The 25724-nt window shown below is 70.6% G+C and carries 20 protein-coding genes; 9 read left to right on the forward strand and 11 right to left on the reverse strand.

The genetic code is table 11. The features are described from left to right. Nucleotides 1–16: 16 nt before the first annotated feature. The 8 genes from FB471_RS19085 to FB471_RS19120 form a co-directional block, all read right to left on the reverse strand. A complete protein-coding gene (locus FB471_RS19085) occupies nt 17–1951 on the reverse strand; it encodes an FtsX-like permease family protein (protein ID WP_141999796.1) in 1935 nt (644 codons plus the stop codon). Nucleotides 1952–1955: 4 nt separating this feature from the next. Further along, nucleotides 1956–2726 (reverse strand): ABC transporter ATP-binding protein, encoded by a 771-nt coding sequence (locus FB471_RS19090; RefSeq protein ID WP_141999797.1) that lies wholly within the window; start codon nt 2724–2726, stop codon nt 1956–1958. Between the two features lie 144 nt (nt 2727–2870). Beyond that, entirely contained in the window at nt 2871–3470 is a 600-nt protein-coding gene (locus FB471_RS19095) for a TMEM165/GDT1 family protein (RefSeq protein ID WP_141999798.1), read from the reverse strand. A gap of 148 nt (nt 3471–3618) precedes the next feature. Next, the gene (locus FB471_RS19100; protein ID WP_141999799.1) at nt 3619–4581 is read right to left on the reverse strand and encodes an ABC transporter ATP-binding protein; all 963 of its coding nucleotides are present in this window, start codon (nt 4579–4581) and stop codon (nt 3619–3621) included. Next, nucleotides 4578–5612: an ABC transporter ATP-binding protein gene (locus FB471_RS19105; RefSeq protein ID WP_141999800.1), complete on the reverse strand. Its 1035-nt coding sequence runs from the start codon at nt 5610–5612 to the stop codon at nt 4578–4580. The genes FB471_RS19100 and FB471_RS19105 overlap by 4 nt, the downstream gene beginning before the upstream one ends. 5 nt (nt 5613–5617) lie before the next feature. Further along, a complete protein-coding gene (locus tag FB471_RS19110; RefSeq protein ID WP_141999801.1) occupies nt 5618–6553 on the reverse strand; it encodes an ABC transporter permease in 936 nt (311 codons plus the stop codon). A gap of 7 nt (nt 6554–6560) precedes the next feature. Next, entirely contained in the window at nt 6561–7487 is a 927-nt protein-coding gene (locus FB471_RS19115; RefSeq protein WP_141999802.1) for an ABC transporter permease, read from the reverse strand. 19 nt (nt 7488–7506) lie between these two features. Next, nucleotides 7507–9192, reverse strand: coding sequence for a peptide ABC transporter substrate-binding protein (locus FB471_RS19120; RefSeq protein WP_141999803.1), 1686 nt, complete (start codon nt 9190–9192; stop codon nt 7507–7509). Between the two features lie 298 nt (nt 9193–9490). Between FB471_RS19120 and FB471_RS19125 the strand changes: the two genes are divergently transcribed. The 5 genes from FB471_RS19125 to FB471_RS19145 all read left to right on the forward strand — a co-directional run bounded on the left by FB471_RS19125 (nt 9491) and on the right by FB471_RS19145 (nt 19293). Beyond that, a complete protein-coding gene (locus FB471_RS19125; RefSeq protein WP_141999804.1) occupies nt 9491–11026 on the forward strand; it encodes a cytochrome ubiquinol oxidase subunit I in 1536 nt (511 codons plus the stop codon). 453 nt (nt 11027–11479) lie between these two features. Beyond that, entirely contained in the window at nt 11480–12490 is a 1011-nt protein-coding gene (gene cydB, locus FB471_RS19130) for a cytochrome d ubiquinol oxidase subunit II (RefSeq protein ID WP_141999805.1), read from the forward strand. Then, nucleotides 12487–15807: a thiol reductant ABC exporter subunit CydD gene (gene cydD, locus FB471_RS19135; RefSeq protein ID WP_141999806.1), complete on the forward strand. Its 3321-nt coding sequence runs from the start codon at nt 12487–12489 to the stop codon at nt 15805–15807. Before cydB ends, cydD begins: the two co-directional genes overlap by 4 nt. A gap of 72 nt (nt 15808–15879) precedes the next feature. After that, entirely contained in the window at nt 15880–17025 is a 1146-nt protein-coding gene (locus FB471_RS19140) for a GAF domain-containing sensor histidine kinase (RefSeq protein WP_142002147.1), read from the forward strand. 81 nt (nt 17026–17106) lie between these two features. Further along, nucleotides 17107–19293 carry a hypothetical protein gene (locus FB471_RS19145; protein ID WP_141999807.1) on the forward strand — a complete coding sequence of 729 codons (2187 nt, stop codon included), beginning with the start codon at nt 17107–17109 and terminating at the stop codon, nt 19291–19293. Here the strand turns inward: FB471_RS19145 and FB471_RS19150 are convergent. Both FB471_RS19150 and FB471_RS19155 read right to left on the reverse strand, forming a co-directional pair. After that, the gene (locus tag FB471_RS19150; RefSeq protein WP_141999808.1) at nt 19280–20905 is read right to left on the reverse strand and encodes a hypothetical protein; all 1626 of its coding nucleotides are present in this window, start codon (nt 20903–20905) and stop codon (nt 19280–19282) included. The two genes, FB471_RS19145 and FB471_RS19150, sit on opposite strands and share 14 nt — an antisense overlap. 47 nt (nt 20906–20952) lie before the next feature. Next, the gene (locus FB471_RS19155; protein ID WP_141999809.1) at nt 20953–21597 is read right to left on the reverse strand and encodes a response regulator; all 645 of its coding nucleotides are present in this window, start codon (nt 21595–21597) and stop codon (nt 20953–20955) included. A gap of 365 nt (nt 21598–21962) precedes the next feature. On the opposite strand from FB471_RS19155, the gene FB471_RS19160 reads away from it, so the two are divergent. The 3 genes from FB471_RS19160 (at nt 21963) to FB471_RS19170 (ending at nt 24169) form a co-directional block, all read left to right on the forward strand. Further along, nucleotides 21963–22544 (forward strand): excalibur calcium-binding domain-containing protein, encoded by a 582-nt coding sequence (locus tag FB471_RS19160; RefSeq protein ID WP_246076473.1) that lies wholly within the window; start codon nt 21963–21965, stop codon nt 22542–22544. Between the two features lie 14 nt (nt 22545–22558). Continuing rightward, entirely contained in the window at nt 22559–23230 is a 672-nt protein-coding gene (locus tag FB471_RS19165; protein ID WP_246076474.1) for a class F sortase, read from the forward strand. 147 nt (nt 23231–23377) lie between these two features. Further along, complete coding sequence (locus FB471_RS19170; RefSeq protein WP_141999810.1) at nt 23378–24169, forward strand: DUF427 domain-containing protein; 792 nt, start codon at nt 23378–23380, stop codon at nt 24167–24169. A gap of 2 nt (nt 24170–24171) precedes the next feature. Here FB471_RS19170 and FB471_RS19175 read toward each other — a convergent pair whose 3' ends face one another. Further along, entirely contained in the window at nt 24172–24720 is a 549-nt protein-coding gene (locus tag FB471_RS19175) for a thermonuclease family protein (RefSeq protein WP_141999811.1), read from the reverse strand. A 290-nt stretch (nt 24721–25010) separates the two neighbouring features. Between FB471_RS19175 and FB471_RS19180 the strand changes: the two genes are divergently transcribed. After that, entirely contained in the window at nt 25011–25709 is a 699-nt protein-coding gene (locus FB471_RS19180; protein ID WP_141999812.1) for a class I SAM-dependent methyltransferase, read from the forward strand. Nucleotides 25710–25724: the final 15 nt, after the last annotated feature.

Here is a 25724-nt window from a genome sequence, read left to right on the forward strand (position 1 = left end):
CCTCCGGATACTCCGGTCAGTCGTCGCCGACCAACGAGGTCGGGTTCGGGCGAGTCGCGGACCGCGCCGTCCACAGGCTGGTGAGGCCGACGACGAGGAATGCGCCTGTCACCAGGGCACCGATGGCCGGCCACGGTAGCTCCACGACGCCGAAGCCGGTGACGCGTTGCAGCGCGCCACGTATCCCGAGGAGTGTTCCGGTGGCGGCCACGCCGCCGAGCAGGACCCCGGTCGCGGTGACCGTTGCGGACTCGAGCACGGCCATCCGTACCACCTGTCCTCTGGTGAGCCCGCTCAACCTGGCCGCGGCGAACTCGGCTCGTCGATCGGCGGCGGCGATGACCACCGCGTTGATCACCGCGAAGAGCGCGTAGAGGCCCGCCATCCCGGCGATCATGGTGAAGATGCTGAGCTGGGTACGCTGCTCCGCTTCGGCGCGCTGCCGCACCCACGCGTCGGCGCTGTCCACCGTGCCGTGCACCGACGCCCGGATACGGTCGCCGACCGCGGTGCGGTCGGCCCCCGTCGCCGTCGAGACGAAGGTCTGCGCCGTCGTGGACGTGAGCACGGGTTCCGGCGTGATCCCGCTCGGTAACAACAGGTCAGGGCCGCCGGACATCTTCCCTGGCAGCACGGCGACGATCGGCAGCCGCAGTTCCCGGTCTCCGATCCGGACGTGGAGCGTGTCGCCGAGGGAGAACCCTGGCTCTCCGGAGCGCCCGGCTCCTACCGCGACAGCGTGTCCCTGCAACGCGTCGAGTGAACCCGACACCGCCCGCACGCTGTGCGCCTGCCGGTAGGCGGCCGGGTCGATGACCCGCGCGTGCCCGAGCGGCGTCCCGCTCTCGTCTTCGTCGTGCTCCGGGAGCGTCAGGACGAGCGGCACGGCGACCTCGACGGACGTGGTCGCGACTCCGGGGACCCCCGCGATCCGGCTCGCGTCGTCCACAGGGGAGGTGACGACGAAGTCCGCCGCCGTGTCGCGGCGCAACTCCCGTTCCGACGCCTCCGTGATCGACAGAGCCGTGCCGAACAGACCCGCGAGGATCCCGACGAGCACGATCAGCGGCGCCGCCGTCGCCGCGCTCCGCCGCACTCCGTCGCGCAGGTTCGCGGCGGCTATGGTGCCGACCGGGCGGGTACGAAGCAGCAGCCCGAGTACCCGCGCGAAAACCGGGACGACGAGTGGGCTCAGCGCGGAGAGACCGACCGCGGCCGCGAGTGCGACGAGCATCGTCAGTGGGATCGCGGCCGACGGCCCCGCGACCTGGGCGATGATCATCATCGCGGTGGCGCCCGCCAGGAAGAGCACCCCGAAGAACCAGCGTGACGGCGTCATCACGCGCGTCGCGCCGCCGGAGCCGCGGAGTGCCTCCAGCGGCCGTACCCGCCCGGCCCGGCGCGAGGAGACCAGCACACCGGCGAGCGCCACGCCGAGACCGATGCCGACGGACACCGCGAGTATCCAGGTCTGCCATTCCGGGCCGAACCCGGTGGGGAGGAACCCGAACGACACGAGCAGCCGCGACTGCCACTGCATCACCAGTAGTCCGAAGGGGATGCCGAGCGCGGTGCCGACCAGTCCGAGCAGCATCGCCTCGGACAGCAGGAGCCTGCGTAACTGCTTCCGGCTGCCGCCCGTGAGCCGCAGTAGCGCGAGATCTCGCCTTCGCTGGGCGACGGTGAAGGCGAACGTCGAGCTGACGATGAAGACGGTGAGGAACACCGCGAGCGCGAGGGTGATACCGACCAGCGAGATGGCTGTGACGTAGCTGTCCTGCAACCGCGCGCGTGCCAGTGCGGGCATACCGGAAGGGGCGTCGAACGACGCCGCTGTGATGAGGATGAGCAGCGACGACTGTACGAGGGCTACGCCGATGCTCACCGTGATGATCGAGCCGAGGAACAGCTGCCACCGTTCGCGGAAGGTACTCCAGGAAAGCCGGAACATGCTGTCACACCTCCAGCGCCGCGAGGCGTTCCGCGACTTGCGCCGCCGTCGGCCGGTGCGCGTGGTCGACGATCCGGCCGTCGGAGAGGAACAGCACGGAGTCCGCACTCGCCGCGGCTGCCGGGTCGTGCGTCACCATGACAATGCTCTGCCCGGACTGCTCGACCATCTCGCGGAGCAGCGCGAGTACTGTCTTCGCCGATGAGGAGTCGAGTGCTCCCGTCGGTTCGTCGGCGAAGAGCACGGCCGGGCGGGTGACCATCGCCCGCGCGATGGCGACACGTTGCCGCTGACCGCCGGAGAGTTCGCGGGGTCGATGTTTGCCCCGGTCGGCGAGCCCCACGCTCGCCAGCACCTCTTTGGCGTCCCGCGCGGATACCCGCTGCCCGCCGAGCCGCAGCGGGAGGGCGACGTTCTGCTCGGCGGTCAGGGAGCCGATCAGGTTGAAGCTCTGGAACACGAAGCCGATGGTGTCCCTGCGAAGGGTGGTGAGCTCCTCGTCGGAGGCGCCGGTGATGTCGGCGCCCGCCACCAGCACCTCGCCGCTCGTGACTCCCTCCAACCCTGCCGCGCAGTGCAGCAGGGTCGACTTCCCGGAGCCGGACGGTCCCATGACCGCCGTCCACCTCGCGTTCGGGAAGCTGGTACTGACGCCGTCGAGCGCGCGTATCGCGGTATCGCCCTTCCCGTACGTTCTCGTCACCCGGCGCAGCTCGACAGCGGGCACGTCCGCAGTCGTCGATATCGCAGGCTTGGCCTGTCGCGTTTGCGTCATGCCGTCAACTTCACCAGCGAATCGGGTGGATATCAGTGCGGTGGACCCCTCTCTTCGGGGTAGGGCCACCCTCCCCTTGCCGCGGTACGACCGCTCGCGCGGGCCTGGCGGCCCCCGGTCGCTGGGTCGTTCTGAATAACCCTCTCAGCCGACGGTTTGCCACAGGGCGAACAGCGCGAACCCGGTGAAGGCCACCCCGGCGACGCGTTGCAGCAGCCGGGGCCGGAGCCTGCCGCTGAGCTTCCGGCCGATGAACACCGCGAGCCCGGCCACCGTGACGGCGGCGAGGAAGGCGCCGAGGCCGACGGCGAACGGCTGGCCGTAGCGCGCGGCGAGCCCGGCCGTGGCCAGCTGGGAGGCGTCACCCCACTCGGCGGCGAACAGCACGCCGAACGAGGTCATGGCCGAGCGCAGGAAGGACACCGGTGCCGGCCCCCGGCGAGCCGCGTCCTGCTCGCCTTCCTCCGCGGGGGCGAAACCCTCGCGCAGCAACAGGTACCCGCCGAGGCCGAACAGCGCTGCCACCACCCCGGAAACGACGCGTTCCGGCAACAGCGTGAGCGCGCTGCCGAAGGCGACCGCGATCACCGACTGCGCGGCGAACGCGGCACTCACCCCGGCCAGTACCGGCCAGCCGCGGAATCGAGTGGTCAGTACCAGGGTGGCGACCATCGTCTTGTCCGGCAGCTCGGCCACCAGGACAAGTGCGAACGTGCCGGCCAGCGCCAGCAATGCGGAGGACATCTGCGAATCAGCACCCCTTTCAATTCGACGATAAGGGTGCCCGGGATAAATGAAAAGCAGATGGGAATCGCGAATCGACTTTTTCGGTGCGGTTTCGGGTAATGAACAGGCCGGGCTCATTACCGATTTCGGCGCACCGAAATAAAGCTTACGCGGAAACGCAGTGGCAGGCGTACACCCAGTGCCGGGGCCGGACCTCCCGCCACTGTGGCTCCGCCTCGCCGCAGGCCACGGTCGCGTGCGGGCAGCGAGGCCGGAACCGGCAGCCCGGCGGCGGGTGTATGGCGTCCGGCACGTCGCCCTCGAGTCGTATCCGGTCGCGGCCGGCGCCCGCTTCCGGGTCCGGCTCGGGCACGGCGGACAGCAACGCCCGCGTGTAGGGGTGCCGGGGGTCGTGGTAGATCTCGTCGGCCGCGCCGACCTCGACCAGTTGCCCGAGGTACATGACCCCGATCCGGTCGGAGATGTAGCGCACCACGGACAGGTCGTGCGAGATGAACAGGAACGTCAGGTCCCGCTCGCGTTGCAGGCCGCGGAGCAGGTTGATGACCTGTGCCTGGATGGACACGTCCAGGGCGGACACCGGCTCGTCGGCGACGATGAACTCCGGTTCCACCGCCAGTGCGCGGGCGATCCCGATGCGCTGCCGCTGCCCGCCGGAGAACTCGTGCGGGTAGCGTCCCGCGTGCTCCGGCCTCAGCCCGACGGTGTGCAGCAGTTCGTGGATCTTCTCGAGCCGACCCTGCTTGCTCTTCGCGAGCCCGTGGATGTCGATGCCCTCGGCGATGATGTCGCCGACCACCATGCGCGGGTTCAGCGAGGCGCGCGGGTCCTGGAAGATCATCTGAACCCTGCGGTTGTAGTCGCCCGGCTTCGCGCCGTGCCGCGCGAACACGTCCTCGCCCGCGAAGCGGACCTGCCCGCCGGAGGGTTCGTAGAGCCGCACGAGCACCCGGCCGGTGGTGGTCTTGCCGCAGCCGGACTCACCCACCAGCCCGAACGTCTCACCGCGCGCGATCTCCAGCGAGATCCCGTCCACGGCGCGCAGGGTCCGCTTCCCGACCCGGAAATGCTTCCTGAGGTCGCGGATCTCGACCAGCGTGTCGGTCAACGTAACCCTCCGAACTGCGGTGGCGGCTCCACCCGCGGAGCCAGCGGGTGGAGCAGCCAGCACGCCGCACCGTGCTCCGCGCCGAACCGGGTGTGCTCCGGCATCTCCTCGAGGCAGACCTTCATCGCGTGCGGGCACCTCGGGTGGTATGGGCAGCCGGCCGGTGGGTGCAGCGGGTCCGGTGGCGAGCCGGAGATCGGCGTCAGCTCGAGGCTGCTGTCGGTCGCGGGCAGCGGGATGGAGGTCAGCAGCCCCCAGGTGTAGGGCATCCGCGGGTCGTGGAAGATGTCCCGCGCCGTGCCGGTTTCCACGATCTTCCCCCCGTACATCACGACCACGCGATGCGCGCCGCGCGCCACCACCCCGAGGTCGTGGGTGATCAGGATGATCGACATGCCGAGGGACCGCCGCAGGTCCTCGAGCAGGTCGAGGACCTGTGCCTGGATGGTGACGTCGAGCGCGGTGGTCGGCTCGTCGGCGATGAGCACCTCCGGCTCGGCCGCGAGCGCGATGGCGATCACCACGCGTTGCCGCATCCCGCCGGAGAGCTGGTGCGGGTACTGCTTCAGCCGGGCCTCCGGGTGCGGGATGTGCACCTGCCGGAGCAGTTCGACGGCCCTTTGCCGTACCGCGGCGCCGCGCAGCCCCAGGTTTGTCCGCAGGCTTTCCCCGATCTGCTCCCCGATCTTCATCGTCGGGTCGAGCGAGGTCATCGGGTCCTGGAACACCATGGCGATCCTGTTGCCCCGGATCCGGCGCATCTCCTTCTCGGCGAGCGCGAACAGGTCGGTATCCCCCAGCGTGGCCGTGCCGCTGGTGATCCGCGCGTTGCGTGGGAGCAGGCCCATCAGGCTCTTCACCGCCACGGACTTGCCCGAGCCCGACTCGCCGACCACGGCGAGCGTCTCGCCGCGCCGGAGGTCGAAGGACACCCCGCGCACGGCCTGCACTTCGCCCGCGTAGCTGTCGAAGGTGATGCCGAGGTCGCGCACCCGCAGCAGGGTGCCTTCCGTGTCTTCCGTGCCTTTCACGGCCGTCACCTCCGCAACCTCGGGTCCAGCGCGTCCCGCAACCCGTCCCCGAGCACCCGGAAGCCGATGGTCAGCACGCTCAGTACGGCGGCCGGGATGATCAGCAGGTACGGGTAGTACTGCATGGTGTCGGCGGCCGAGTTGATCAGTGACCCCAGCGAGGCGTCCGGCGGCGAGATCCCGAGTCCGATGAAGCTCAGGAACGCCTCGAAGAAGATCGCCGAGGGCACGGTGAGCATCAGGTTGATGATCACCAGGTAGAGCACGTTCGGGATCAGGTGCTTGCTGAGCAGCCGCCAGGTCCGGGCGCCGAGCACGCGGGCCGCCAGGAAGAACTCCTCCTCCTTCAGCCGCAGCACCTGGCCGCGGATCAGCCGCGCCGAGGCGGTCCAGCCGGTGATCGTCAGCGCCAGCGTGATGGTCAGGATGCCGGGGCTCAGGAACAGCATCACCAGGATCAGCACGACCAGGTTCGGGATCCCGATCACGATCTCCACGATGCGCTGCATGACGTTGTCGACCTTGCCGCCGTAGTAGGCGGAGATCGCGCCGTAGAACATGCCGATGCCGAGGTCGATGAACGCCGCGAGGAAGGCGATGAACAGCGAGACCCGCGTGCCCTCCCACACGCGGTCCCACATGCTGCGGCCGAACTTGTCGGTGCCGAACCAGCTGTCCCCGGACGGGGTCGCGTACTGGTTTCCGAGGTTCTGCCCGTACCCGGTGGTCGCCGTGAACAGGGGAGCGAACAGGGCGAACAGGATGATCACCGAGATCAGCACCCCCGCGACGAGCGCCCAGCGGTTGCGCCGCAGCCGCCGCCACGCGTCCCGCCAGAAGCCGACCGGGGTGCCGGCCAGGGTCTCGGCCTCGCCGCCGGGCAGTTCGGCCGGCTGGAACATGTCCGGGGTGAGGTCCCCGCGGTCTTCGCTCGCGGTCATGGTCGACTCACTCCTTCCCGCGCGCGAGCCGGATCCGCGGATCGACCAGCCCGTACAGCAGGTCCTGGACCAGGTAGGCGAGTACGAAGAAGATCGAGAACATGATCGTCACACCGAGGATCATCGGGTAGTCGTTGACCAGGATCGACGCGATGAACTGTTCCCCGATCCCGGGGATCGCGAACACCTTCTCCACCACCAGCGTCCCGGTGAGCAGGGCCGCGGCCAGCGGGACGATCACGGTGATCAGCGGGAGCAGCGAGTTGCGCAGCACGTGCTTGGCGACGACCAGCACGCCGCTGAGCCCTTTCGCCTTCGCCAGCAGCACGTAGTCCTGGCCGAGCACTTCCAGCATCTCGGTCCGGGTGTAGGCGGCCACGGTGGCCAGCACCAGGATGCCGAGCGCGGCCGAGGGCAGGACCGAGTGTTCCCACGATTCGAAGAACGCGATCGGCAGCAGGTCCCACTGGTAGGCGAAGTAGTACTGCAGCAGCGGGGCGAACACGAAGGTCGGCACCGAGATACCCAGCACCGAGACCAGGGTGCTGACCCGGTCCCCGATGGAGTTCTGCCGTGCGGCCGAGAACCCGCCGAGCAGGATGCCCAGTACGGTCCCGACGAGGACGGCCTGCAGCCCGACGAATGCCGACACCGGCAGCCGGTTCATGATGATCTCGGTGATCGGCTGCTGGTTGAGCTGGAACGAGGTGCCGAGATCGCCCTGGAGCACGTTGCCGAGGTAGCGCAGGTACTGCACCACCAGCGGGTCGTTGAGCCCGTACTTCTCCTCCAGCGCCGCCTTGGCCTGTGCGGTCAGTTTCGGGTCGTTGAACGGAGTTCCGGGCAGGAACTTCAGCAGGAACCAGGTCACCGTGATGATGATGAACAGGATGACGGCGGCGTTGGCGAGCCGCCGTAGCGTGTAACGCAGCATGGCGTGCTCGGCTACCGGGTCACTGGTCGCCTTCCAGGCTGGCGTACTTCCAGTCGGGGTCCGGGCCGTAGGGGTGCTTGGTGAAGTCCTTCAGGAACGGTTTCTTGAGGCCGACGACCGCCTCGAAGTACTCCGGTGCCAGCACCGCCTCGTCGAACAGGATCTTCTCGGCCTCCAGCATCATCCGCATCCGCTTGGCCTCGTCGGCTTCCGCCTGCGCGTCCTTGACGAGCTGGTCGTAGCGGGCGTTGGAGAACCCGGTCCGGTTGGAGCCGGAATTGGTCAGGAAGTAGGCGAGGAAGGTCATCGGGTCGCCGTAGTCCGCGCCCCAGCCGGAGGCGAAGCTGATCTGGTAGTCCCGCCGCTCGGCCCGGTCCAGCGCGTTCTCGAAGGTGGTGATGTCGATCTCGGCTTCGATCCCCAGGTGTTCCCGGTACTGCTGCTGGACAAAGGTGATGATGTCGCGCGCCGTGCTGCTGTCCTGGGTGAGCAGGGTGATCTGCGGCGTGCGTCCGAGTTCCTGGACACCGCGGTCCCAGAACTGCTTGGCCTGGCCCGGGTCCTGCGGCAGCATGGTGTTGCCGCCCGCCTCGCGGAAGGTCTGCCCTTCCGGGCCCGCCATCCCCGGTGGAACGAAGGCGAAGGCGGGTTCGGAGCCGTCCTGCAGGACCTGGCCGGTCAGCTTGTTCCGGTCGAAGCCGATCATCATGGCCTTGCGGATGTTCTTGTTGGCCATCACCGGGTCTTCCTGGTTCATCACGCCGAAGAAGTGGGTGAACGCCACGTAGCGCCAGAACTCGGGGTCGTCCTTGAACCGGGCCACCTGGTCGCCGCTGATCTCGGTGAGGTGCAGCTGGTCCGACTCGTACAGCTGCAGGGCGGTGTTGAGTTCCTTGACGAGCTTGTACTCGATCCGCTCGATCGCGACGTTGTCCCTGTCCCAGTACTGGTCGTTCCTGACCATCGTGCCGCCCGCGGCGGGGTCGTAGCTCTGCATCACGAACGGGCCGTTGTACAGGATGTTCCGCGGCCCGGCCGCGTACTGCTCGCCCTGCTCCCTGACGTAGGCCTCGTTCTGCGGGAAGTAGGTGGTGAACGCGGTGAGGCTCAGGAAGTACGGGGTGGGGTTGACCAGTGTGACCTTGAGGGTCCGCTCGTCCGGCGTCTCGATGGCGACCTGGTCGCGGCTGCCCTCACCGCTGTTGAACTCGGTGGCGCCCTTGACGACGTCGCCGATGATGTAGGCGTACTCGCTTGCCGTGTCCGGGTCGAGCGCCCGTAGCCAGGCGAACTTGAAGTCCTGCGAGGTCACGGTGTCGCCGTTGGACCACTTCACCCCCTCGCGGAGGGTGAAGGTGTAGGTCAGTTCGTCCTCGCTGACCTCGTGGGTCTCGGCGACCGCCGGCTGCGGCTGGTCGTCGGGGCCGAGCCGGTAGAGGCCGTCCATGCCGTTGAGCAGGATCTCGAAGGAGCGCTCGTCGGTGGCCAGCGCCGAGTCGAAGTAGCGGACCTCGGTGCTGAGCCTGCGCAGCAGGGTCTTGCCGCCGCCCTGGCCCGATTCCTCACCACCGAAGATGCCGCAGCCGGTGGTGCCGAGTACCGCTGCCCCGGCGACGGCTCCGCCACTCATCCGCAGGAAGCCCCTGCGGGTCAGGCTTGCCTTCCGGAACGCGTGCCGTACCTCGGCCGGAATCCGCTCGTCCATCGTTCGAAGCCTCCACCATGTCGCGGCGGTGGCCACCTCGAGCCGGGTCGCGCGGCGCACGGAGGTGGCGGCCCGCGGCCACGCTGCCCCGGGATGCGGGAAACCGTACTTTGTCAATGGTTTTTTTCGTCCTGTCGGGCGGTAACAAAAAAATCACGAATACACCATTGGCGGGTGGTCAATCACCGACGGTCTCCGGAACGGTTCGGTGAACTGTGATCGTCGGGACTTAGGTCCCGCCCTGATCGGGACCACGGGACCTGCCGGAGGGCCACCTCGCCGGAGCATCGTGATCGTCGTGGAGGTCCTGGAGCTTGCGCGGTGGCAGTTCGGAATTACCACCGTCTACCACTTTCTGATGGTGCCGCTGACCATCGGGCTTTCCGTGCTGGTCGCGGGCATGCAGACCGCATGGGTGCGCACCGGCAACCAGCGGTACCTGAAGATGACCAAGTTCTGGGGCAAGCTGTTGCTGGTCAACTTCGCGATGGGCGTGGTGACCGGCATCGTGCAGGAGTTCCAGTTCGGGATGACCTGGAGCGCCTACTCCCGCTTCGTCGGCGACGTGTTCGGCGCGCCGCTGGCGATGGAGGGCATCGTCGCCTTCTTCGTCGAGTCCACCTTCCTCGGGCTGTGGATCTTCGGCTGGGACCGCCTGCCGAAGCGGGTGCACCTGGCCTGTGCGTGGGCGTTCTCGCTGGCGACGGTGGCCTCCGCCTACTTCATCCTGGCCGCGAACTCCTGGATGCAGCACCCGGTGGGGGTGGAGTTCGTGGACGGCAGGCCGCGGATGAACTCGATCTGGGCGGTGCTGACGAACAACACCGCACTGGCCGCGATCCCGCACACGGTGGCCGGGGCGTTCTCGGTCGCGGCGGCGTTCCTGGTGGGGATCGCCGGGTGGCACCTGTGGCGCGGGCGGCGGGAGGCCGACGAGCACCGCGCGGTGTGGCGGTCCTCGCTGCGGCTCGGTGGCCTGGTCGGGGTGGTCGCCTTCGTGGCCCTGGTGGTCACCGGTGACCTACAGGGCAAGCTGATGTTCGAGCAGCAGCCGATGAAGATGGCCTCGGCGGAGGCGTTGTGCCACACCGAGCAACCGGCGAGTTTCTCGGTTCTCGCGGTCGGGGACGTCGCCGACGCGGACTGCGAGGACGTCAAGACGTTCACCGTGCCCGCGTTGCTGTCCTTCCTGGCGCACAACGACTTCTCCACCGAGGTGCGGGGGATCGAGGACCTGGTGGGGGAGTACCAGGCGCGGTACGGCACGAACTACCCGGATGATCCGGCGCTGGGTGAGCTGGCCGGGAAGCCGATCGACTACGTGCCGAGCCTGCCGATCACCTACTGGGGTTTCCGGATCATGATCGGGTTCGGCGCGCTGTCGGCGGGCGCGGGGGTGCTGGCGCTGTGGGCCAGCACCTCGCCCGACCGCCGCTCCCGAAGGAGGCGCTTCGCGCCGCTGGCTCGATTCCGCGGACGGATCCCGGACACGAAGTGGTTCCCGCGGATGGTGCTGCTGGGCATCGCGACACCGTTCGTGGCGAACACCGCGGGCTGGATCTTCACCGAGATGGGCAGGCAGCCGTTCGTGGTGGTGCCGAACCCGACCGGGATCGACGGGGTGTGGATGTTCACCGCGCAGGCGGTGTCCACGATCTCGGCCGGTGAGGTATGGGCCTCGCTGATCTCGCTGACCGCGATCTACGCGGCACTCGGCATCGTCGAGATCTTCCTGATCCGCAAGTACGTCCGCGGCGGTATCGAGGGCGTCATGCCCCCACCCCCACCCGACAAGGACCCCGACGACACCGACGCACTCGCGTTCGCCTACTGAAGGAACACCAACCATGTCCCCACACAGTGTCTGTCTGGAAACGCGCGGCACGATCGTTGTCAGCAGCACAGCGGCGCGGAGCGCCTCCGTTTGGGTAGTGGTGGGAGACGGGTGGGCGGGACCCGGACTCGAGTCACGACCGTCGGCTTCGCAGGTCGCTCGCCCCACCTCCCCGCTCGTGGTCTCCACCCGAGAACACAGTGGCGCGTCAGCGCCTCGGTTTGGACGGTGGTGGGAGACGGCGTCCTTCCGCTCGCCGCCGCGGTTCCCAGCGGCTCTTGGACGCCCTGTAGGGCAACCCCCCACCCTTCCCGGGGGACGGCCCCGGCCTCAGCCTATCCGGTTGGGGGCTATCCACGGGGTGTTACCAGCAAGTTGTGGACAACTCGTGGGTTTGTCCCCAAGGTGGGGACAGCTCGTTTCACGTGGCACGATCGTTCGGGGGCGAGGGTGATGGACCTCGTGACGGTGTGGTTCTGCGTGATCGCCGCCTTCTGGGTCGGATACCTGTTCCTGGAAGGGTTCGATTTCGGGGTCGGCATGCTGCTGCCGGTGCTCGGCCGCGGCGACACCGAGCGGCGAGTCATGGTGAACACGATAGGCCCGGTCTGGGACGGGAACGAGGTCTGGCTGATCGTGGCGGGCGGCGCCATGTTCGCCGCGTTCCCCGGCTGGTACGCCTCCCTTTTCTCCGGGGCGTACCTGCCCCTGCTGGTCGTGTTGCTGGCGCTGATCGGCCGCGGTGTCGCCTTCGAGTACCGGGGCAAGGTCGACTCGCCACGGTGGCGCCGAACCTGGGACCGGGTCATCGTGCTCGGTTCCTGGATCCCGCCGCTCGGGGTCGGCCTCCTCCTTTCCACCACCGTGCTCGGCCTGCCGCTGGACGCCGAGGGGAACCGCATCGGCTCGGCGTTCGAGGCGTTGCGGTGGGAAACCCTGCTCGGTGCGGTCGCGCTGGCCGGGTTCTCCCTGGTGCACGGCGCGGCGTTCCTCGCCCTGAAAACCGCGGGTGAACTGCGGGACCGGGCCCGCGGGCTGGCGCGCGGGCTGCTGCCGGTGGCGTTGTTGCCGCTGTTCGGGCTGCTCCTGCTGGTGCAGTGGCAACACGGTGCACTGTGGACCGCCGGGTCGCTGGCGGTCGCGGTGCTCGCCGCGGCGGTGGCCTGGTGGCGGCTGGCCCAGGTCCGGGAAGGTCAGGCGTTCGCCGCGCTGGGGGTGCTGATCGCCGCCGCCGGGGTGACCCTGTTCGGCGCGCTGTACCCGGATGTCCTTCCCTCCACAGTGGATCAGCAGAACTCGCTGACCGCAGCCGGGGCCGCATCCGGCCCGTACACCCTCCAGGTGATCACCTGGGTCGCCGCGTTCGGCGCCCCCGCGGTGCTGATCTACCAGGGCTGGACCTACTGGGTCTTCCGCAAGCGGATCGGCACCCAGCACATCCCGCAAGTGCACGTGCCGAGATGAAGACTCCCGGAGCGCCCCTTTCCGCCACGGTGTCCACAGTGTCTACTGGGGACACGACGCGGTCCGGGAGAGGCCCGCTCGGCGCGCTGCCGGCCCTGTCGGCCGCGGCGCGCCGGGCGCTGGCCCTGACCGGCCTGCTCGCGCTGGCCAACGCGGCGGCGCTGGTGGCGCAGGCGTTCCTGCTGGCCTCGGTGCTCGCCTCGATCGTGGCGGGTGAGCCGGGCAACCTGGCTCCCCGGCTGGCCGCCCTGCTCGCGGCCGTGCTGGCACGGGCGCTGCTCGGCTGGGCGACTCGGGTGGTCTCCGCTCGCGCGGCCGCGGGAGCCAAGGAGGAACTCCGGCGACGCACCGTCGAGCACGCGCTACGGCTCGGCCCGGAGTGGATCGCCGCGAGCGGGCCGGGCGAGCTGACCGCGCTCACCACCCGCGGCCTGGACGCGCTGGACGCCTACTTCACCAGCTACCTGCCCGCCCTGGTCACCGCGGCGGTACTCCCGATCGGCGCCGGTGCGGCGGTGCTGCTCGCCGACTGGCCGTCCGCGGTGATCATCGCGCTGACCCTGCCGCTGCTGCCGATGTTCGCGATCCTGGTCGGCAGGTACACCGCCGACCGCGTCGCCGGCGCCACGGACGCGGTGCACCGGCTGTCCGGACACCTGCTCGAGCTGATCCGCGCACTGCCGGTGCTCACCGCGTTCCGCCGCGCCGAAGCGCAGGCCGAGGCGGTGCGCAGGGTGTCCGACCGGCACCGCCGCGCCACTCTCGGCACGCTGCGGGTCGCGTTCAGTTCGGCCTTCGTGCTGGAACTCGCGGCCACCCTCTCGGTGGCGCTGGTGGCGGTGGTGATCGGGGTTCGGCTGGCCGCGGGGGATCTCACCCTGGCGATCGGGCTCGGGGTGCTGATCCTGGCGCCGGAGTGCTACCAACCGTTGCGCGCGGTCGGCGCCGCCTTCCACGCCAGCGCCGACGGGGTCGAGGCCGTACGCAGGGTGGGCGCCGTACTCGCCGAACCCGTCGTGCCACGGGGTACCGCCCGGCCGGGACGCGGCGAGGTGCGGGTGTCCGACCTGCGGGTGCACCGGCGCGACGGCTTCGCCCCGGACGGGGAGTCCCTCACTCTCCGGCCGGGTTCCACCGCCTGGCTGCGCTCGCCGAGCGGCGCGGGCAAGTCCACCACCCTCGCGGTGCTGCTCGGCTTCGCCAGGCCCGCGGGTGGCACGGTCACCATCGACGGCGTCCCACTGGACGAAGTCGATATGTCGATCTGGCGCCGGTCGGTGGCCTGGCTCCCGCAGTCACCCACCTTCACCGGCGGCACCGTGCGCGCGGAGCTCGACCTCGCGGCCATCCGGCCGGTCTCGGTGGCCGACCGGGCAGCCGTGCTGGCCGCACTCGACCTCGAACACCTCGCCGGGGAGCGGATCGACCGGCTGTCCACCGGGCAGCGGCAGCGGGTCGGCCTCGCCCGTGCCCTCCTGCGGGTGCGGCAGGGCGCCTGGCTGCTGCTGCTCGACGAGCCGACCGCGCACCTGGACGCCGAGCAGGCCGAGCGGGCGATGTCCGCGATCCGGGCGGCGCGGCGCCGTGGCGCGGCCGTGCTGATCGCCGCACACACCAGGACCGCCGCCGAGCAACCAGCCGCGCCCGCCCCGCTCCCGCCCGCCCGGCCGGGGGCGGCGGTGCCCGCACCGGCCATCGCGGCCCGCGCCCGGTTGCGGGAACTGCTCGACCGGCGCTTCCTCGCCGGAGCGGCACTGGGTGCGGCCAGCCTGCTCGCCGGGGTCGCGCTGACCGCGACCTCGGGCTGGCTGATCGCGAAGGCCTCCCAGCAACCGCCGATCCTCACCCTGACCGTGGCCGTCGTCGGGGTGCGCACGTTCGGACTCGCCCGCGCAGGCCTGCGCTACGCCGAGCGGCTGGCCACCCATGACGGTGCCTTCCGGATCGCGGGCAGGCTGCGGGTGCGGCTGTGGCGGGACCTGGTGCGCCTCGGACCCGCGCGCACGCTGGGCCTGCGCCGGGGCGAGGGGCAGCGCAGGTTGGTCGAGGACGTGGACACCGTGCGCGACCTGCTGCCACGGGTGCTCACCCCGCCGCTGGTGGCCGCCGTGGTCCTGGCCGCGGCCGCGATCCTGCAGGCGGTACTGCTGCCCTCCGCCGGGCTCGCGCTGCTCGGCGCGCTGCTGCTCGGCGCCCTGCTCGCCCCGGCACTCGCCCTGCGGGTGGAACGAAGGGCGAGCGCCACCCTGGCCGGTGGGCGGCGGGAGGTGGCGGGCAAGGTTCTCGCCCTGTTCGACACCGCCGCCGAGCTGCTCGCCTTCGGCGCGGCCGACGCGCGCCGGGCCGAACTCGCCGGGGCCGATGCGCGGCTCGCTGGAGCCGCACGCAGGCAGGCACTCGGTGCGGGGGTCGCGGAGGCGGTGGTGGTGCTCAGCACGGGCGTCGCCGCCACCGCAGGCACCTGGCTGGCCGGGCGGGCGGTGGCGGCGGGCACCCTGGACCCCGTGCTCGCGCCGGTGCTCGCGCTGGTGCCGCTGGCCCTGGCCGAGGTCCTCGGCCTGCTCCCACCCGCCGCCCAGCAACTCGACACCCTGCGCGACGCGCACGCTCGCCTGCGGGAGTACGAGCAGTGGCCCGTCCCCTCCGGGCACGAGCGGGCCGCGCTCAGCGGCGGCGGGGTGGAGCTGCGGGGTGTCGAGGTGCGGTGGCCGGGTGCGGACGGCGCCGCGTTGCGCGAGGTGGACCTGCGGGTGCCGCCCGGCAGCAGCGCCGCCGTGGTCGGGCCCTCCGGGGCGGGGAAGTCGACCCTGCTCGCCACCATGGTTGGGCTGCTCCAGCCGGAACGCGGCCGCGCCAGCCTGCCGCCCACGGTGGCCTGGGCCCCGCAGGAGCCGCAACTGGTGTCCACCACCGTCGCGGAGAACCTGCGCCTTGCCGACCCGCACGCCACCGAGGCCGAGCTCACCGCGGCGCTGGCCACGGCCTGCCTGCCGGACCTGCCGCTGGACACCGTGCTGGGCAGTGCCGGGGCCGGGCTCTCCGGCGGGCAGGCGCAACGGGTCGGCCTCGCCAGGGCGGTGCTCGCGGCCAGGAACGCCGACCTGGTGCTGCTCGACGAACCCACCGCGCACCTGGACGAGGTCGCCGCCAGCCGGCTGCGTGCCAACCTGCGCGGCGCGCTGGCCGGCAAGACCGTCGTGCAGGTCACTCACCGCCCCGAGGAGGCGGCGGACGCCGACCTGGTCATTCGGGTCGACCGGGGGCGAGCCGGGAAGGCTCACTACTGTGCCGGTAGATACCAATCCGATCGAAAGTAGCCGATCTGTGCAGCCCGGAAACTCAGCTCGGTCCAGCTACTTTCGATCTCCTTAGTAAACTTGTTGACACTGATGGAACCGAGTCTTGCCGCGCGGGCACTGTCCGCGGCCACCGAGATCACCACCACCGCACTGTCCGGTGAGGACCCGAGCGCCGTGCTCGGCTCGGTGGTGCGGCACGCGGTCGAACTGGCCGGTGCCGACCTCGGGTTGGTCATGGTCCGGGCCGAGGACGGCGGGGTCGTGGTGGAGTCGGCGCATGGCCCGGACACCGCGGGGCTGCTCGGCCTCGAGCTGCCGACCGACTCGGCCGCCGGCCGGGTCGCCTCGGGTGGCGAGCCGGTGGTCACCGAGGACTTCACCAGCGACCCCCGGACCTCTCCCTACGTCCCCGAGCGACTGCGGCACTTCGGCCCGTTCGCGGCGGCCCCCTTCGGCTCCGGCGGCAGGCTGCTCGGGGCGCTCACGGTCTACCGGCAGCGCGGCGCCGAGCCGTTCTCCGCCACCACCGTCGACGTACTGACCGCCTTCGCCGCGCAGGCGGGTGTGGTGCTGGCCCTTGCCGAGGGTGCCAGCGCGCGGCACCGGGTCACCCTGTACCAGGAACGCGAACGCATCGCCCGCGAGCTGCACGATGTGATCGTGCAACGGCTGTACGCCGCGGGCATGCAGCTCGACCGGGTACGCAAGCGGATGAACACCCGGTTCGCCCGCGGCGACGGTGCCCGGCTCGGGGAGGCCATCGACCAGCTCGACCAGACCATCGACGAGATCAGGGGCACGGTCCGCGCGCTGCGTTCGCCCACCCCGGAACACGCCGAACCACCCCGGACCGTGTCCACCGACCTGGCCGAGTCCGCCCGCGGCGAGGTACGCACCGCCGGCGAGCTGCTCGGGTTCCCGCCGACCCTGGAACTGTCCGGCGAACTCGCCGACATCCCCGCCGAACGCGCCGACCACATCCGCGCCGCGCTGCGTGAGGCACTGTCCAATGTGGTCCGACACTCCGGGGCCAGCCAGACCAGGGTGACCCTGCAGCGCGACGCGGCCGGTCTCCGGCTGCGGGTACGGGACAACGGCTGCGGGGTGCCGCAGGACGTCGCCCAGCGCGGCCTGCGCCACCTCGCCGAACGCGCCGAGGCCGCGGGCGGCAGGTTCTACGTCAACTCCTCACCCAGCCTCGGCACCCTGGTCGCCTTCGACCTGCCGCTGGCGTGAAGGGTGCACGTCGGGTGACGTGCCGACCGCTCGCTGCTAGCGTTCGTGGCGAGCGGCACACTGCGCGGAGGGGGATCGCGGATGGCACTGGGCACGGTGATGCTGGAGGCAGTCGTCGGCGAGACGGTGAAGCTGTGCACGGGGTATCTCGGCGGAGCCACGATCGGCGGCGGCAAGGGCCTGGTCGACCGGCTGCGCGGCAGGCTCGGGACACTGCCACGGGATCCGGAACGCCTGCACGCCGTCCTGACCGAACGCGCCACCGACGATCCGGAGTGGTTCGCCGACCTCGCCAGGCAGGTCGCCGAGCTCGCCGAGCAGCGATCCGGGACGGCGCCCGCCCCACCGGTCCCCTTCCGGGACTGTGACTGGTACCGCGCACACGTTCCGCTCGCCGGAGTGCACGTGATCGGCGGCCGGCCCGGCTCCGGCCGCACCGCACTCGCCCGGCGGATCGCCCTCGACCAGGCGCACCGGTTTCCCTCGGGCCGCGTCGAGGTGGACCTCGACCGGTACCGCGACGGCGACCAGCTACGGGTCGCCGACGTGCGAGTCCACATACTGCGGCGGCTCGGCGTCGAGCCGGACGAGACCGACCCTGGCCGGGTCGAGGCCAGGTACCGCGCGGTCACCACCACCCGATCGTTCGTGTTGATTCTGGACAACGCGCGGGGCGCTCGGGAGATCGGCTACTTCGAAATCTCGCCCGCCAACCTCACCCTGGCCACCACCGACGAACTCGGCACCGACCTGCGCGCCGCCTACCCGTCGCACGTCACCCTGCACGGACTCGACGACGCGGGCGCACGGGAGCTCCTCGCCGACACCTGCGGCCGGGAGGTGCTGGAGCGCGAGCCCGCCGCGACCGAGGACCTGCTGCGGCTGTGCGGAACGGCGGCGTACGTGCTCGGTGCGGTCGGCGCCAGTGTGGCCCGGCGGGCCACCGAGCCGGGGCCGGTCGCCGGCCTGCTCGCCGAGTACCGGGTCGAGGGCGTGACCGGGGCCGAGGACGTACTCGGCAAGTTCCTACGGGAGACCTTCGCCCGCCTCGATCCGGACACCGTGCGGGCCTGCGCGGTGCTCACCGCACACCCCGGAACCGACCTCACCCCGGCAAGTGCGGGTGTCCTGCTCGGTCGCCCGGCCCGGCGGGTGGTCGACCGCCTGATCGACCTCGCGCTGTTGGTTCCCGTCGGCAACGGGCGTTACCGGCTCGACCCACTCGCCAGGCAGTACGCCGCGGAACTCGCCGCCGCGGACGAGGCCGCCGCGGCGTTCGAGCGGTTCCTGCTGTCCTATCGCGACACCGCGGTCGCCGGGGACCTGCACCATGCCCCCGGCCGGATGCGCCGCTACACCATCCCGGACGGGCTATCCTGGTCGCGTGTGGACGATCCGGTCGACTGGCTGGAGTCCGAGCGCGAGGTCATCGCCGACCTGGTTGCCGAGGCACACCGGCGCGGAAGGCACGAGGAGGTGTGCCAGCTCGTCGGCGCCTTCGAGGTGATGCTGAACAGCAGGGGACACTGGCGCCTGTTCGCGGCGATGTGCGAGTGGTACGTGCGCGGTGCGGAGGCGCTGCACGAGCGGGAAGGCCGGCCGGCGCTGCTGGCGCGGGCGTACGCCATGCGGGCGCGGGCGCACACGCTGGCGCGCTACTTCCCACCGGCGCGGACCGACCTCGACCGCGCGCTGCGGCTGGCAGGCGAGTTGCCGGTGGACCACCGCGGCAGGCAGCAGTGGGCTTCCATCCACGAGTTTCGCGGCAGGTTGGGAGAGGAGCAGTCCGACGCCGGCCTCCCGCCGACCTACGATCCGCTCGAGGAGTTCGGCCGCGCGGTGCGGATCGACCGGGACATCGGGGACGAGCGTGCGCTCGGTATCCACCTCAGGATGCTGGCCCGCGCGCTGGTCAAGGCCGGAAGGGCCACCGAGGCCCTTTCCGTGCTGGACGAGGTCGACGGGACCGGCACCGACGCCCGCAACCTCGCGCTCGGCAAGCTCACCCGGGTGCGGGCCGCCCTCGCCACCGGCCAGGTCCCGCCCGCCCGCGCCGCGCTGGCCCAGGCGGAAGCCGAGCTCGCCGCGGTCGCGACCCGGCAGTACTACTGGGAACTGGAACAGCTCGCGGCGTGGGTGGCCGCCGCCGAGGGGCGGCTCGCCGACGCGACCGCCCGGCTGGGCGTGCTGGTCACCGCGGCGATCCGGGTCGGCCACCCGCGGACCAACGAGTACATCGAGGAGCTGCGCCGCCTCAGCCACCCCTGATCCGCACGGCAAGGTCCCGCTCGCCGAGCCGAAGCGTGTCCACAGTGGGCAGATCGTGGCCGGATTCGAGCCGGACGCGGGCGAGGGAGGCAAGCAGCCGCGGATCGGCGCCGCCGTGTTGGAACTCCAGCGTCACCCCGCGCCCCTCCCTGGTGCGCAGCACGCAGCCCCGCTCGCCGAGGGGAGCCGACGCCATCCTGGCGTCCGGCCACTGCCGCAGCGCGTGCCGCGACCAGGTATCGAAGTCCGAAACGGACACAGCACTGTGCACGATCGTGGCGTTCTCCAGCTGGCGCAGCGTCGCCCGCTCCGCGTCCGCGGTGAGGTGGCGACTTTCCCAGTACGGCGGTGACCCGGTCGGCACGGCGGGAAACCGGACCAGCGTGACCGCTCCGTCCTCGGTGACCCGGCCGCCCACGAGATGCGCGGCGGCGGTCGCGATCTCCGTCACCGGCGCGTCCACCGGAGGGAAGGTGGGGGAGCCTTGCGCGGGCTCGAGCCCGAGCCGCCGGTACACCAGCCCGGCCAGCACCTCGGCGCACCGGCCGGAGTTCCGCACGACCCGCTCGACGATGTCACCGTGCGCGCCCGCCCGGTGCGTACCTATCGCCTGGTCGAGCTGCGCACGCAGGTCACGGTCCTGCTCCAGCCGCGTGGCCTTGCGGGTCAGGTCGGCCAGCGGGGAACCGGGCACCGTGGTGTCGGCCGGATCCACGCCGGTCGCCAGCAGCAGCGGTTTGTCCATGGCCGCGGCGTAGAGCGTGGCCGAGCCCTCGTCGGAGAGCACGCAGTCGGCGGCGAGCACGGTTGCCTGCCATCCTCGTTCCGGCGGGATCAGTGCCAGGCCGGCGTCGAGCGCGGGACGCAGCCAGGCGCGCACCTGCCGGTGGCCGTGCGCGGCCCACACGCCAGGGTGCAGGATGGCCGCCACCTGGTACTCGTCGGCCGGGAGCTCTCCGAGCAGCCGTTCGGGCAGCCGTGGCCAGGTTCCGAACAGTGACCCCGGGCCCCAGGTGGAACACAGCACCACCAGCCTGCGTTCGCCGCTGCCGAGCGCATCGCGGTAGTGCGGAACCCGGTGGGCGGAGACCCGCATCCGGTCGTGGCACGGGTCGCCGATCACGACCGCTCTTTCCTCGGCGGGAGGGCAGGCGGCCCGCAACTGCTCCCGCTGGGCCGGGTGCGAGAGCGCGATCGTGTCGGGCACGACGCGGCCGCCGCGGAGCAGGCGCTCCGGGTTCATCCCCGAGGTCACCCGGCCGCCGGGATAGTACTTCTGGTAACCGATCCCGTGCGGCACCAGCAGGATCGGCGCGTCCAGCTCGTGCAGGGCGTCGTTCTCGCTGGCCGCGATCGCCAGGTCGAACCGGGTGCCGCGGGCCTGCTCCCACGGGATCACCGGGGCGCCGAGCTCGCCGAGGAACTCCGGCACCCCGGCGGCGAAGATCGCCGGGCACCACGGGTCGTAGGTGTAGACGGCCTGGATCCGCAGGTCGGACTCGATCAACGCGAGGATGTCCAGCAACCTGGTCAACGTGGTGACCGTGCGCACCACCACCAGGACCGTGCGCTGGAAATCGATGGTGCGCCACTGCCGGTAGCGCTCGTCCACCGGAACCTTCCGCCAATCAGAACGGGGGGGGGGTACCGCTTTTCCCGCTACTCGCCACGCGGTGTCTCCCGGCGGGCGACCCAGGCCGCGGCCTGCGTCCTGCGTTGCATCCCCAACTTGGCCAGCAGCGAGGTGACGTAGTTCTTCACGGTCTTCTCGGCGAGGAAAAGATGTTTGGCGATCTCCCGGTTGGACAGACCCCTGCCGATCAGGTCGAGCACGCTGCGCTCCCGCTCGCTCAACGTGGCCAGCTCGTCGGTGGCCGGGCTGCGCAGCTTGTCCAGCAACTGCGCGGTGGTACGCGGGTCCAGCAGTGAACGCCCCGCGGCGACCTCGCGCACGGCATGCACCACGTCCTGGCCACGCACCTGCTTGAGCAGGTAGCCGGACGCGCCCGCCATGATCGCGCCGACCAGCGCCTCCTCGTCGTCGAACGCCGTCAGCACCAGGCAGTGCGGCGGATTCGGGGTGGACCGCAGCTCCCGGCACAGCGTGACCCCGTCGGTCTCGCCCTCGCCGAGCCGCACGTCCACCACCGCCACCTCGGGTTCGGTGTGCATGGCCATCGCCAGGGCCTCGCCCGCGCTGCCGGCCTCGGCGACGACCTCGATATCCGGTTCGTCGCCGAGCAGGTCCCGCAACCCGCGGCGGACGACCTCGTGATCGTCGACAAGCAACACCTGGATGGCCACACCACGAGGTTACGGGGAAGCCGCCGGAGGGTCGGCCACGGTCGCCGTGTGTTACCTGCCGGCCGAGTCGTCCGACGATGATCCATTCACCATCCCCCGCTCGCCGAATGCCTGGCCTACCCGGCATCGACCCGACCGTACGCGGGAAGAAGTCGCTGGAACTGCTGGCGCCGTTATACCGAGAAATGTGCTGACCTAAATGAGGCATATCTTGTTTGAAGATTACTTCTCACACGAACGTGTAATGGGCGTAACGCCGCCGGGCACATACCGATAAAAGGGCAATACCGCGGTTGTTCTCATTGCACATCGATTCACTTTGCCCCAGGAAAGGCTTACTTGTGTCCCTGATACGTCGTACGGTCGTGACCGTTTCCGCTTTGTTGATCTCCGGGATGGTCGGCGCCGGAAGCGCCTCCGCCGCGCAGGATCGCTACAACTGTGGTGACTTCGCAACGCAGCCGGAGGCCCAGAAGGTGCTGGACTCCACCCCCGGTGACCCGCACGACCTGGACCGGGACGGCGACGGCATTGCCTGTGAGAGCCTTCCCGGCGGACCGGGCGGGGAGCCCGGCACCGACCCGACCACCACGAAGCCGGAGCGGACCACGACGGACGCTCCGAAGGAGACCACCACTCGGCAGGCCCCCGAGGACAAGAACTGCCCGGACTTCCCGAACCAGGCCGCGGCGCAGGCGGTGCTGAACGCCGACCCGAGTGACCCGCACCGGCTGGACGGGGACGATGACGGTTATGCCTGTGAATCGCACTTCGGCGAGCCGGAACAGCGCCAGGTGGAGGTGCGCCCGGTCGGTGGGGTGGATACCGGCGGCGGCGCGGGTAAGGACGACACCGCGCTGGTCGCCCTCGGCGGGCTCGTGCTGATCGGTGCCGGGGCGGGTGTCGCGCTGGTGGTGCGGCGGCGCGCTCACGCCGGTAACCGGTGACGGGAGTCCGCGGCTTGCGGCGGTTCCGGTGGCAGCTCATCGCTGCCGCCGGAACCGCCGTCGTGGCGCTCGTGGTGATCCTCGCCGTCGCGCTGACCGGCCCTGGTGTACCCACCGCGGAGCCGGCCGGTGCGGCGGCACCCGTGCCGACGACCACCGCCGAACCCGCGCCGGAAACCACCTCGGCGGGCGCCGGGGAACTTCCCGCACGGCCACTGCCCCCGGCCCGGCCGGGACGGCTGGAGATCCCCTCGATCGACGTGCGGACCGAGCCGATCATCGACCTCGGCCTGGAACCGGACGGTGCGCTCGAGGTACCCGAGGACGCGGTGACCACGGGCTGGTTCACGCAGAGCCCCACACCGGGTGAGGCCGGCCCGGCGATCATCGCGGCGCACGTCGACTACCGGAACGTCCCCGGCATGTTCCACCGCCTGCACGAGCTGCGGCCCGGTGCCGAGGCGACCGTGCACCGCGAGGACGGGACCAGCGTGGTGTTCACGGTGACCGCGGTGGAGCGCTACCCGAAGGCGGAGTTTCCGACCGAACGGGTCTACGGCAACACCGAAGGGCCGGAACTGCGGCTGATCACCTGTGGTGGCGCGTTCAACCGGGCCGAAGGGGAGTACCTGGACAACGTGGTGGCCTATGCGCGAATGACGGGCACCCACCGCGCCACGAAATAGCGGCGCTCGCCCGGCCGTTGTCTCCCGTATGAGTAGCGAGAGTCCGTTCCCGAACTGGACTCGGCTGCCTCGGGTGAGTGGAATAACGCGCGCGGCGACAGCCCACGAGCGGCGAGGCCGGGCGCACGACCTGCGAAGGTGACAATCATGGCGGAGTCCGAGCCCGGCCGAGTGGATCGTGCCGCGCGTTTGGGAACAGGTGCTGAGAGCCGTGGCCGGGTGCGAGTCGAGACCGGTGGAAAGCGAGTCCGGGCCGTGTTCGGGGGAACGGTGGTCGCCGACACCACCGCGCCCCTGCTGGTCTGGGAGGTGCCGTACTACCCGACCTACTACGTCCCACGCGCCGACGTGCGGACCGATCTGAGCACGCCGAGCGGCCGAACCACGCGGTCGCCGAGCCGCGGCGAGGGGCACGTGTCCACGCTGCGGGTCGGCGACCGCGAGGCCGTGGACGCGGTGACCGAGTACCCCGACTCCCCGCTGGAGCAGTTGCGTGACCACGTCCGGCTGGAATGGTCCGCGATGGATGCCTGGTTCGAGGAGGACGAGGAGGTCTACACCCACCCGCGCAGCCCGTACGTGCGGCTGGACATCCTGCCCAGCTCCCGGCGGGTGCGGGTGGAGATCGACGGCGTGACGGTGGCCGACACGCGCGGCCCACGCCTGCTGTTCGAGACCGGCCTGCCCACCAGGTACTACCTGCCGAAGACCGATGTGCGCCTCGACCTGCTGGAACCGAGCGACACCGTGACGCACTGCCCGTACAAGGGGCGGACGGAGTACTTCTCGGTCGGCGAGCACACCGATATCGCGTGGTCGTACCGGACGCCGTTGCCGGAGAGCACGCGGATCGCGGGCCTGGTGGCGTTCGCGGACGAGCGGGTCGACGTGTACGTGGACGATGTGCTACAGGAGCGGCCCCGGACCAAGTTCGCCTGACTTCAGGGCGAGGCCGAGGTGGCGGGCGAGGTTCCGCCCGCGTTCCCGTGGCAGGGCGGGCCCCAGAGCCCGGCCTCGGCTGAGCGGGCCGTGCGTTCGGCCCGCTGGAGCGGCGGCACGGGCGCGCCGGGCGTATCCGCGGCGACATAGCTCGCGTACCCACCGTCCAGTGCGGCGACGGCGTAGTTCGTGCCGTCCGGCAGGATCAGGTCGGCGTCGGTGGTGCCGACCGTGCCGGGCGGCTCACCGGAACTCGTCCGTGGCGTGACTTTCGTGCCGATCAAGGTCTCGGCCGCCCAGGCAAAGGACTCGGTACCGAAGCAGGCGTCCACCGAAGGAGCCCGAAGTCCCCGGACCGTGATCCTGCGCCGCGCCCCGTCGGCTCCGGTCACCTCCACCGTCCCGCCGTCGATCACGCTGGTGACCGGGTAGGCAGGCGGGGCGGTGGCGGCCTTCGCCGGTACCACCGCGGCCGGGGCCGGTTTCGCCGCGGGAGAGCCGTGTGTCTTCTCGGTGGAGAGGCCGCAAATCGTCGCCAACGTGAACAGCATTCCGAAAACCGTCAACGATATTTTCAGTGACATCGCCAAGAGGTTTTTCGTGGCACGCTGGTTTGCCGGGACGAGATCCATGGAGTTGCTGCCTAACTCGCGGCGGTTCGAGCACATAACTGCGCCTGAATGGTCGCGTTTGAGTCGGCCACTGTTACCCGCCGCACGTGATGTGCACCTTCTTTTCATGCTTTGGGGTGAAGATCAGTAATGTGGCGCACGATGAGTACCACCGATACCGCCGGACGGGTGGCGCGACGCCGTGACCGCCGGGGGTAGGGGAGGCAGGGATGTCCGGATGGGGAAGGCCGCCGACCGCGGCGAACCGCAAGTACCGGGAGAACGCCCGGCTGCTCGAGGCGATGGACGAGAAGGGACGATTCACCCACATCTTCCGAACGAACCTGTGGAGCGGGGACTCGGTGTCCGGGACGGGATCCGACGGTGACCAGACCCGGGTGCTGCGGGCCGAACTACCTGCGATGATGCGCCGGGTGGGCATCCGGACCCTGCTGGATCTGCCCTGCGGCGACTTCAACTGGCTGGCCGACACCGAGCTGGACCTCGACTGGTACCTGGGCGCGGATATCGTCGACGAGCTGATACTGCGCAACGAGCGGCGGCATGCCCGTGTGGACGGCAGCCGTCGCTTCGTCCCGCTCGACCTGTTGCGGGACACGCTGCCGGGGGCCGACGGGGTGCTGTGCCGGGACTGCCTCGTGCACTTCGGTTTCGCCGACATCCGGCGGGCGCTGGCGAACGTGCGGGCAAGCGGCTCGCGCTACCTGATCACGACCACCTTCACCGAGCTGACGACCAATGTGGACATTTCGACCGGCGACTGGCGGCCGCTCAACCTGTGTCGCGAGCCGTTCGGTTTCCCCGAGCCGGTGGACCTCATCCTCGAAGGGTGCACCGAGGAGAACGGTGCCTACGCGGACAAGGCGCTCGCCGTCTGGGACCTGGGCGAGCTACCCGCCGGCGGGTAGCCGCCTGCCAGCCTG

The sequence above is a fragment of the Amycolatopsis cihanbeyliensis genome, assembly GCF_006715045.1.
Taxonomy (GTDB): domain Bacteria; phylum Actinomycetota; class Actinomycetes; order Mycobacteriales; family Pseudonocardiaceae; genus Amycolatopsis; species Amycolatopsis cihanbeyliensis.

Coding starts and splice junctions, on each gene's coding strand:
- FB471_RS19085 (WP_141999796.1), bottom strand. CDS start 1,951: ATGTTCCGGCTTTCCTGGAGTACCTTCCGCGAACGGTGGCAGCTGTTC.
- FB471_RS19090 (WP_141999797.1), bottom strand. CDS start 2,726: ATGACGCAAACGCGACAGGCCAAGCCTGCGATATCGACGACTGCGGAC.
- FB471_RS19095 (WP_141999798.1), bottom strand. CDS start 3,470: ATGTCCTCCGCATTGCTGGCGCTGGCCGGCACGTTCGCACTTGTCCTG.
- FB471_RS19110 (WP_141999801.1), bottom strand. CDS start 6,553: ATGACCGCGAGCGAAGACCGCGGGGACCTCACCCCGGACATGTTCCAG.
- FB471_RS19115 (WP_141999802.1), bottom strand. CDS start 7,487: ATGCTGCGTTACACGCTACGGCGGCTCGCCAACGCCGCCGTCATCCTG.
- FB471_RS19120 (WP_141999803.1), bottom strand. CDS start 9,192: ATGGACGAGCGGATTCCGGCCGAGGTACGGCACGCGTTCCGGAAGGCA.
- cydB (WP_141999805.1), top strand. CDS start 11,480: ATGGACCTCGTGACGGTGTGGTTCTGCGTGATCGCCGCCTTCTGGGTC.
- cydD (WP_141999806.1), top strand. CDS start 12,487: ATGAAGACTCCCGGAGCGCCCCTTTCCGCCACGGTGTCCACAGTGTCT.
- FB471_RS19140 (WP_142002147.1), top strand. CDS start 15,880: ATGGAACCGAGTCTTGCCGCGCGGGCACTGTCCGCGGCCACCGAGATC.
- FB471_RS19145 (WP_141999807.1), top strand. CDS start 17,107: ATGGCACTGGGCACGGTGATGCTGGAGGCAGTCGTCGGCGAGACGGTG.
- FB471_RS19170 (WP_141999810.1), top strand. CDS start 23,378: ATGGCGGAGTCCGAGCCCGGCCGAGTGGATCGTGCCGCGCGTTTGGGA.
- FB471_RS19175 (WP_141999811.1), bottom strand. CDS start 24,720: ATGCTGTTCACGTTGGCGACGATTTGCGGCCTCTCCACCGAGAAGACA.
- FB471_RS19180 (WP_141999812.1), top strand. CDS start 25,011: ATGTCCGGATGGGGAAGGCCGCCGACCGCGGCGAACCGCAAGTACCGG.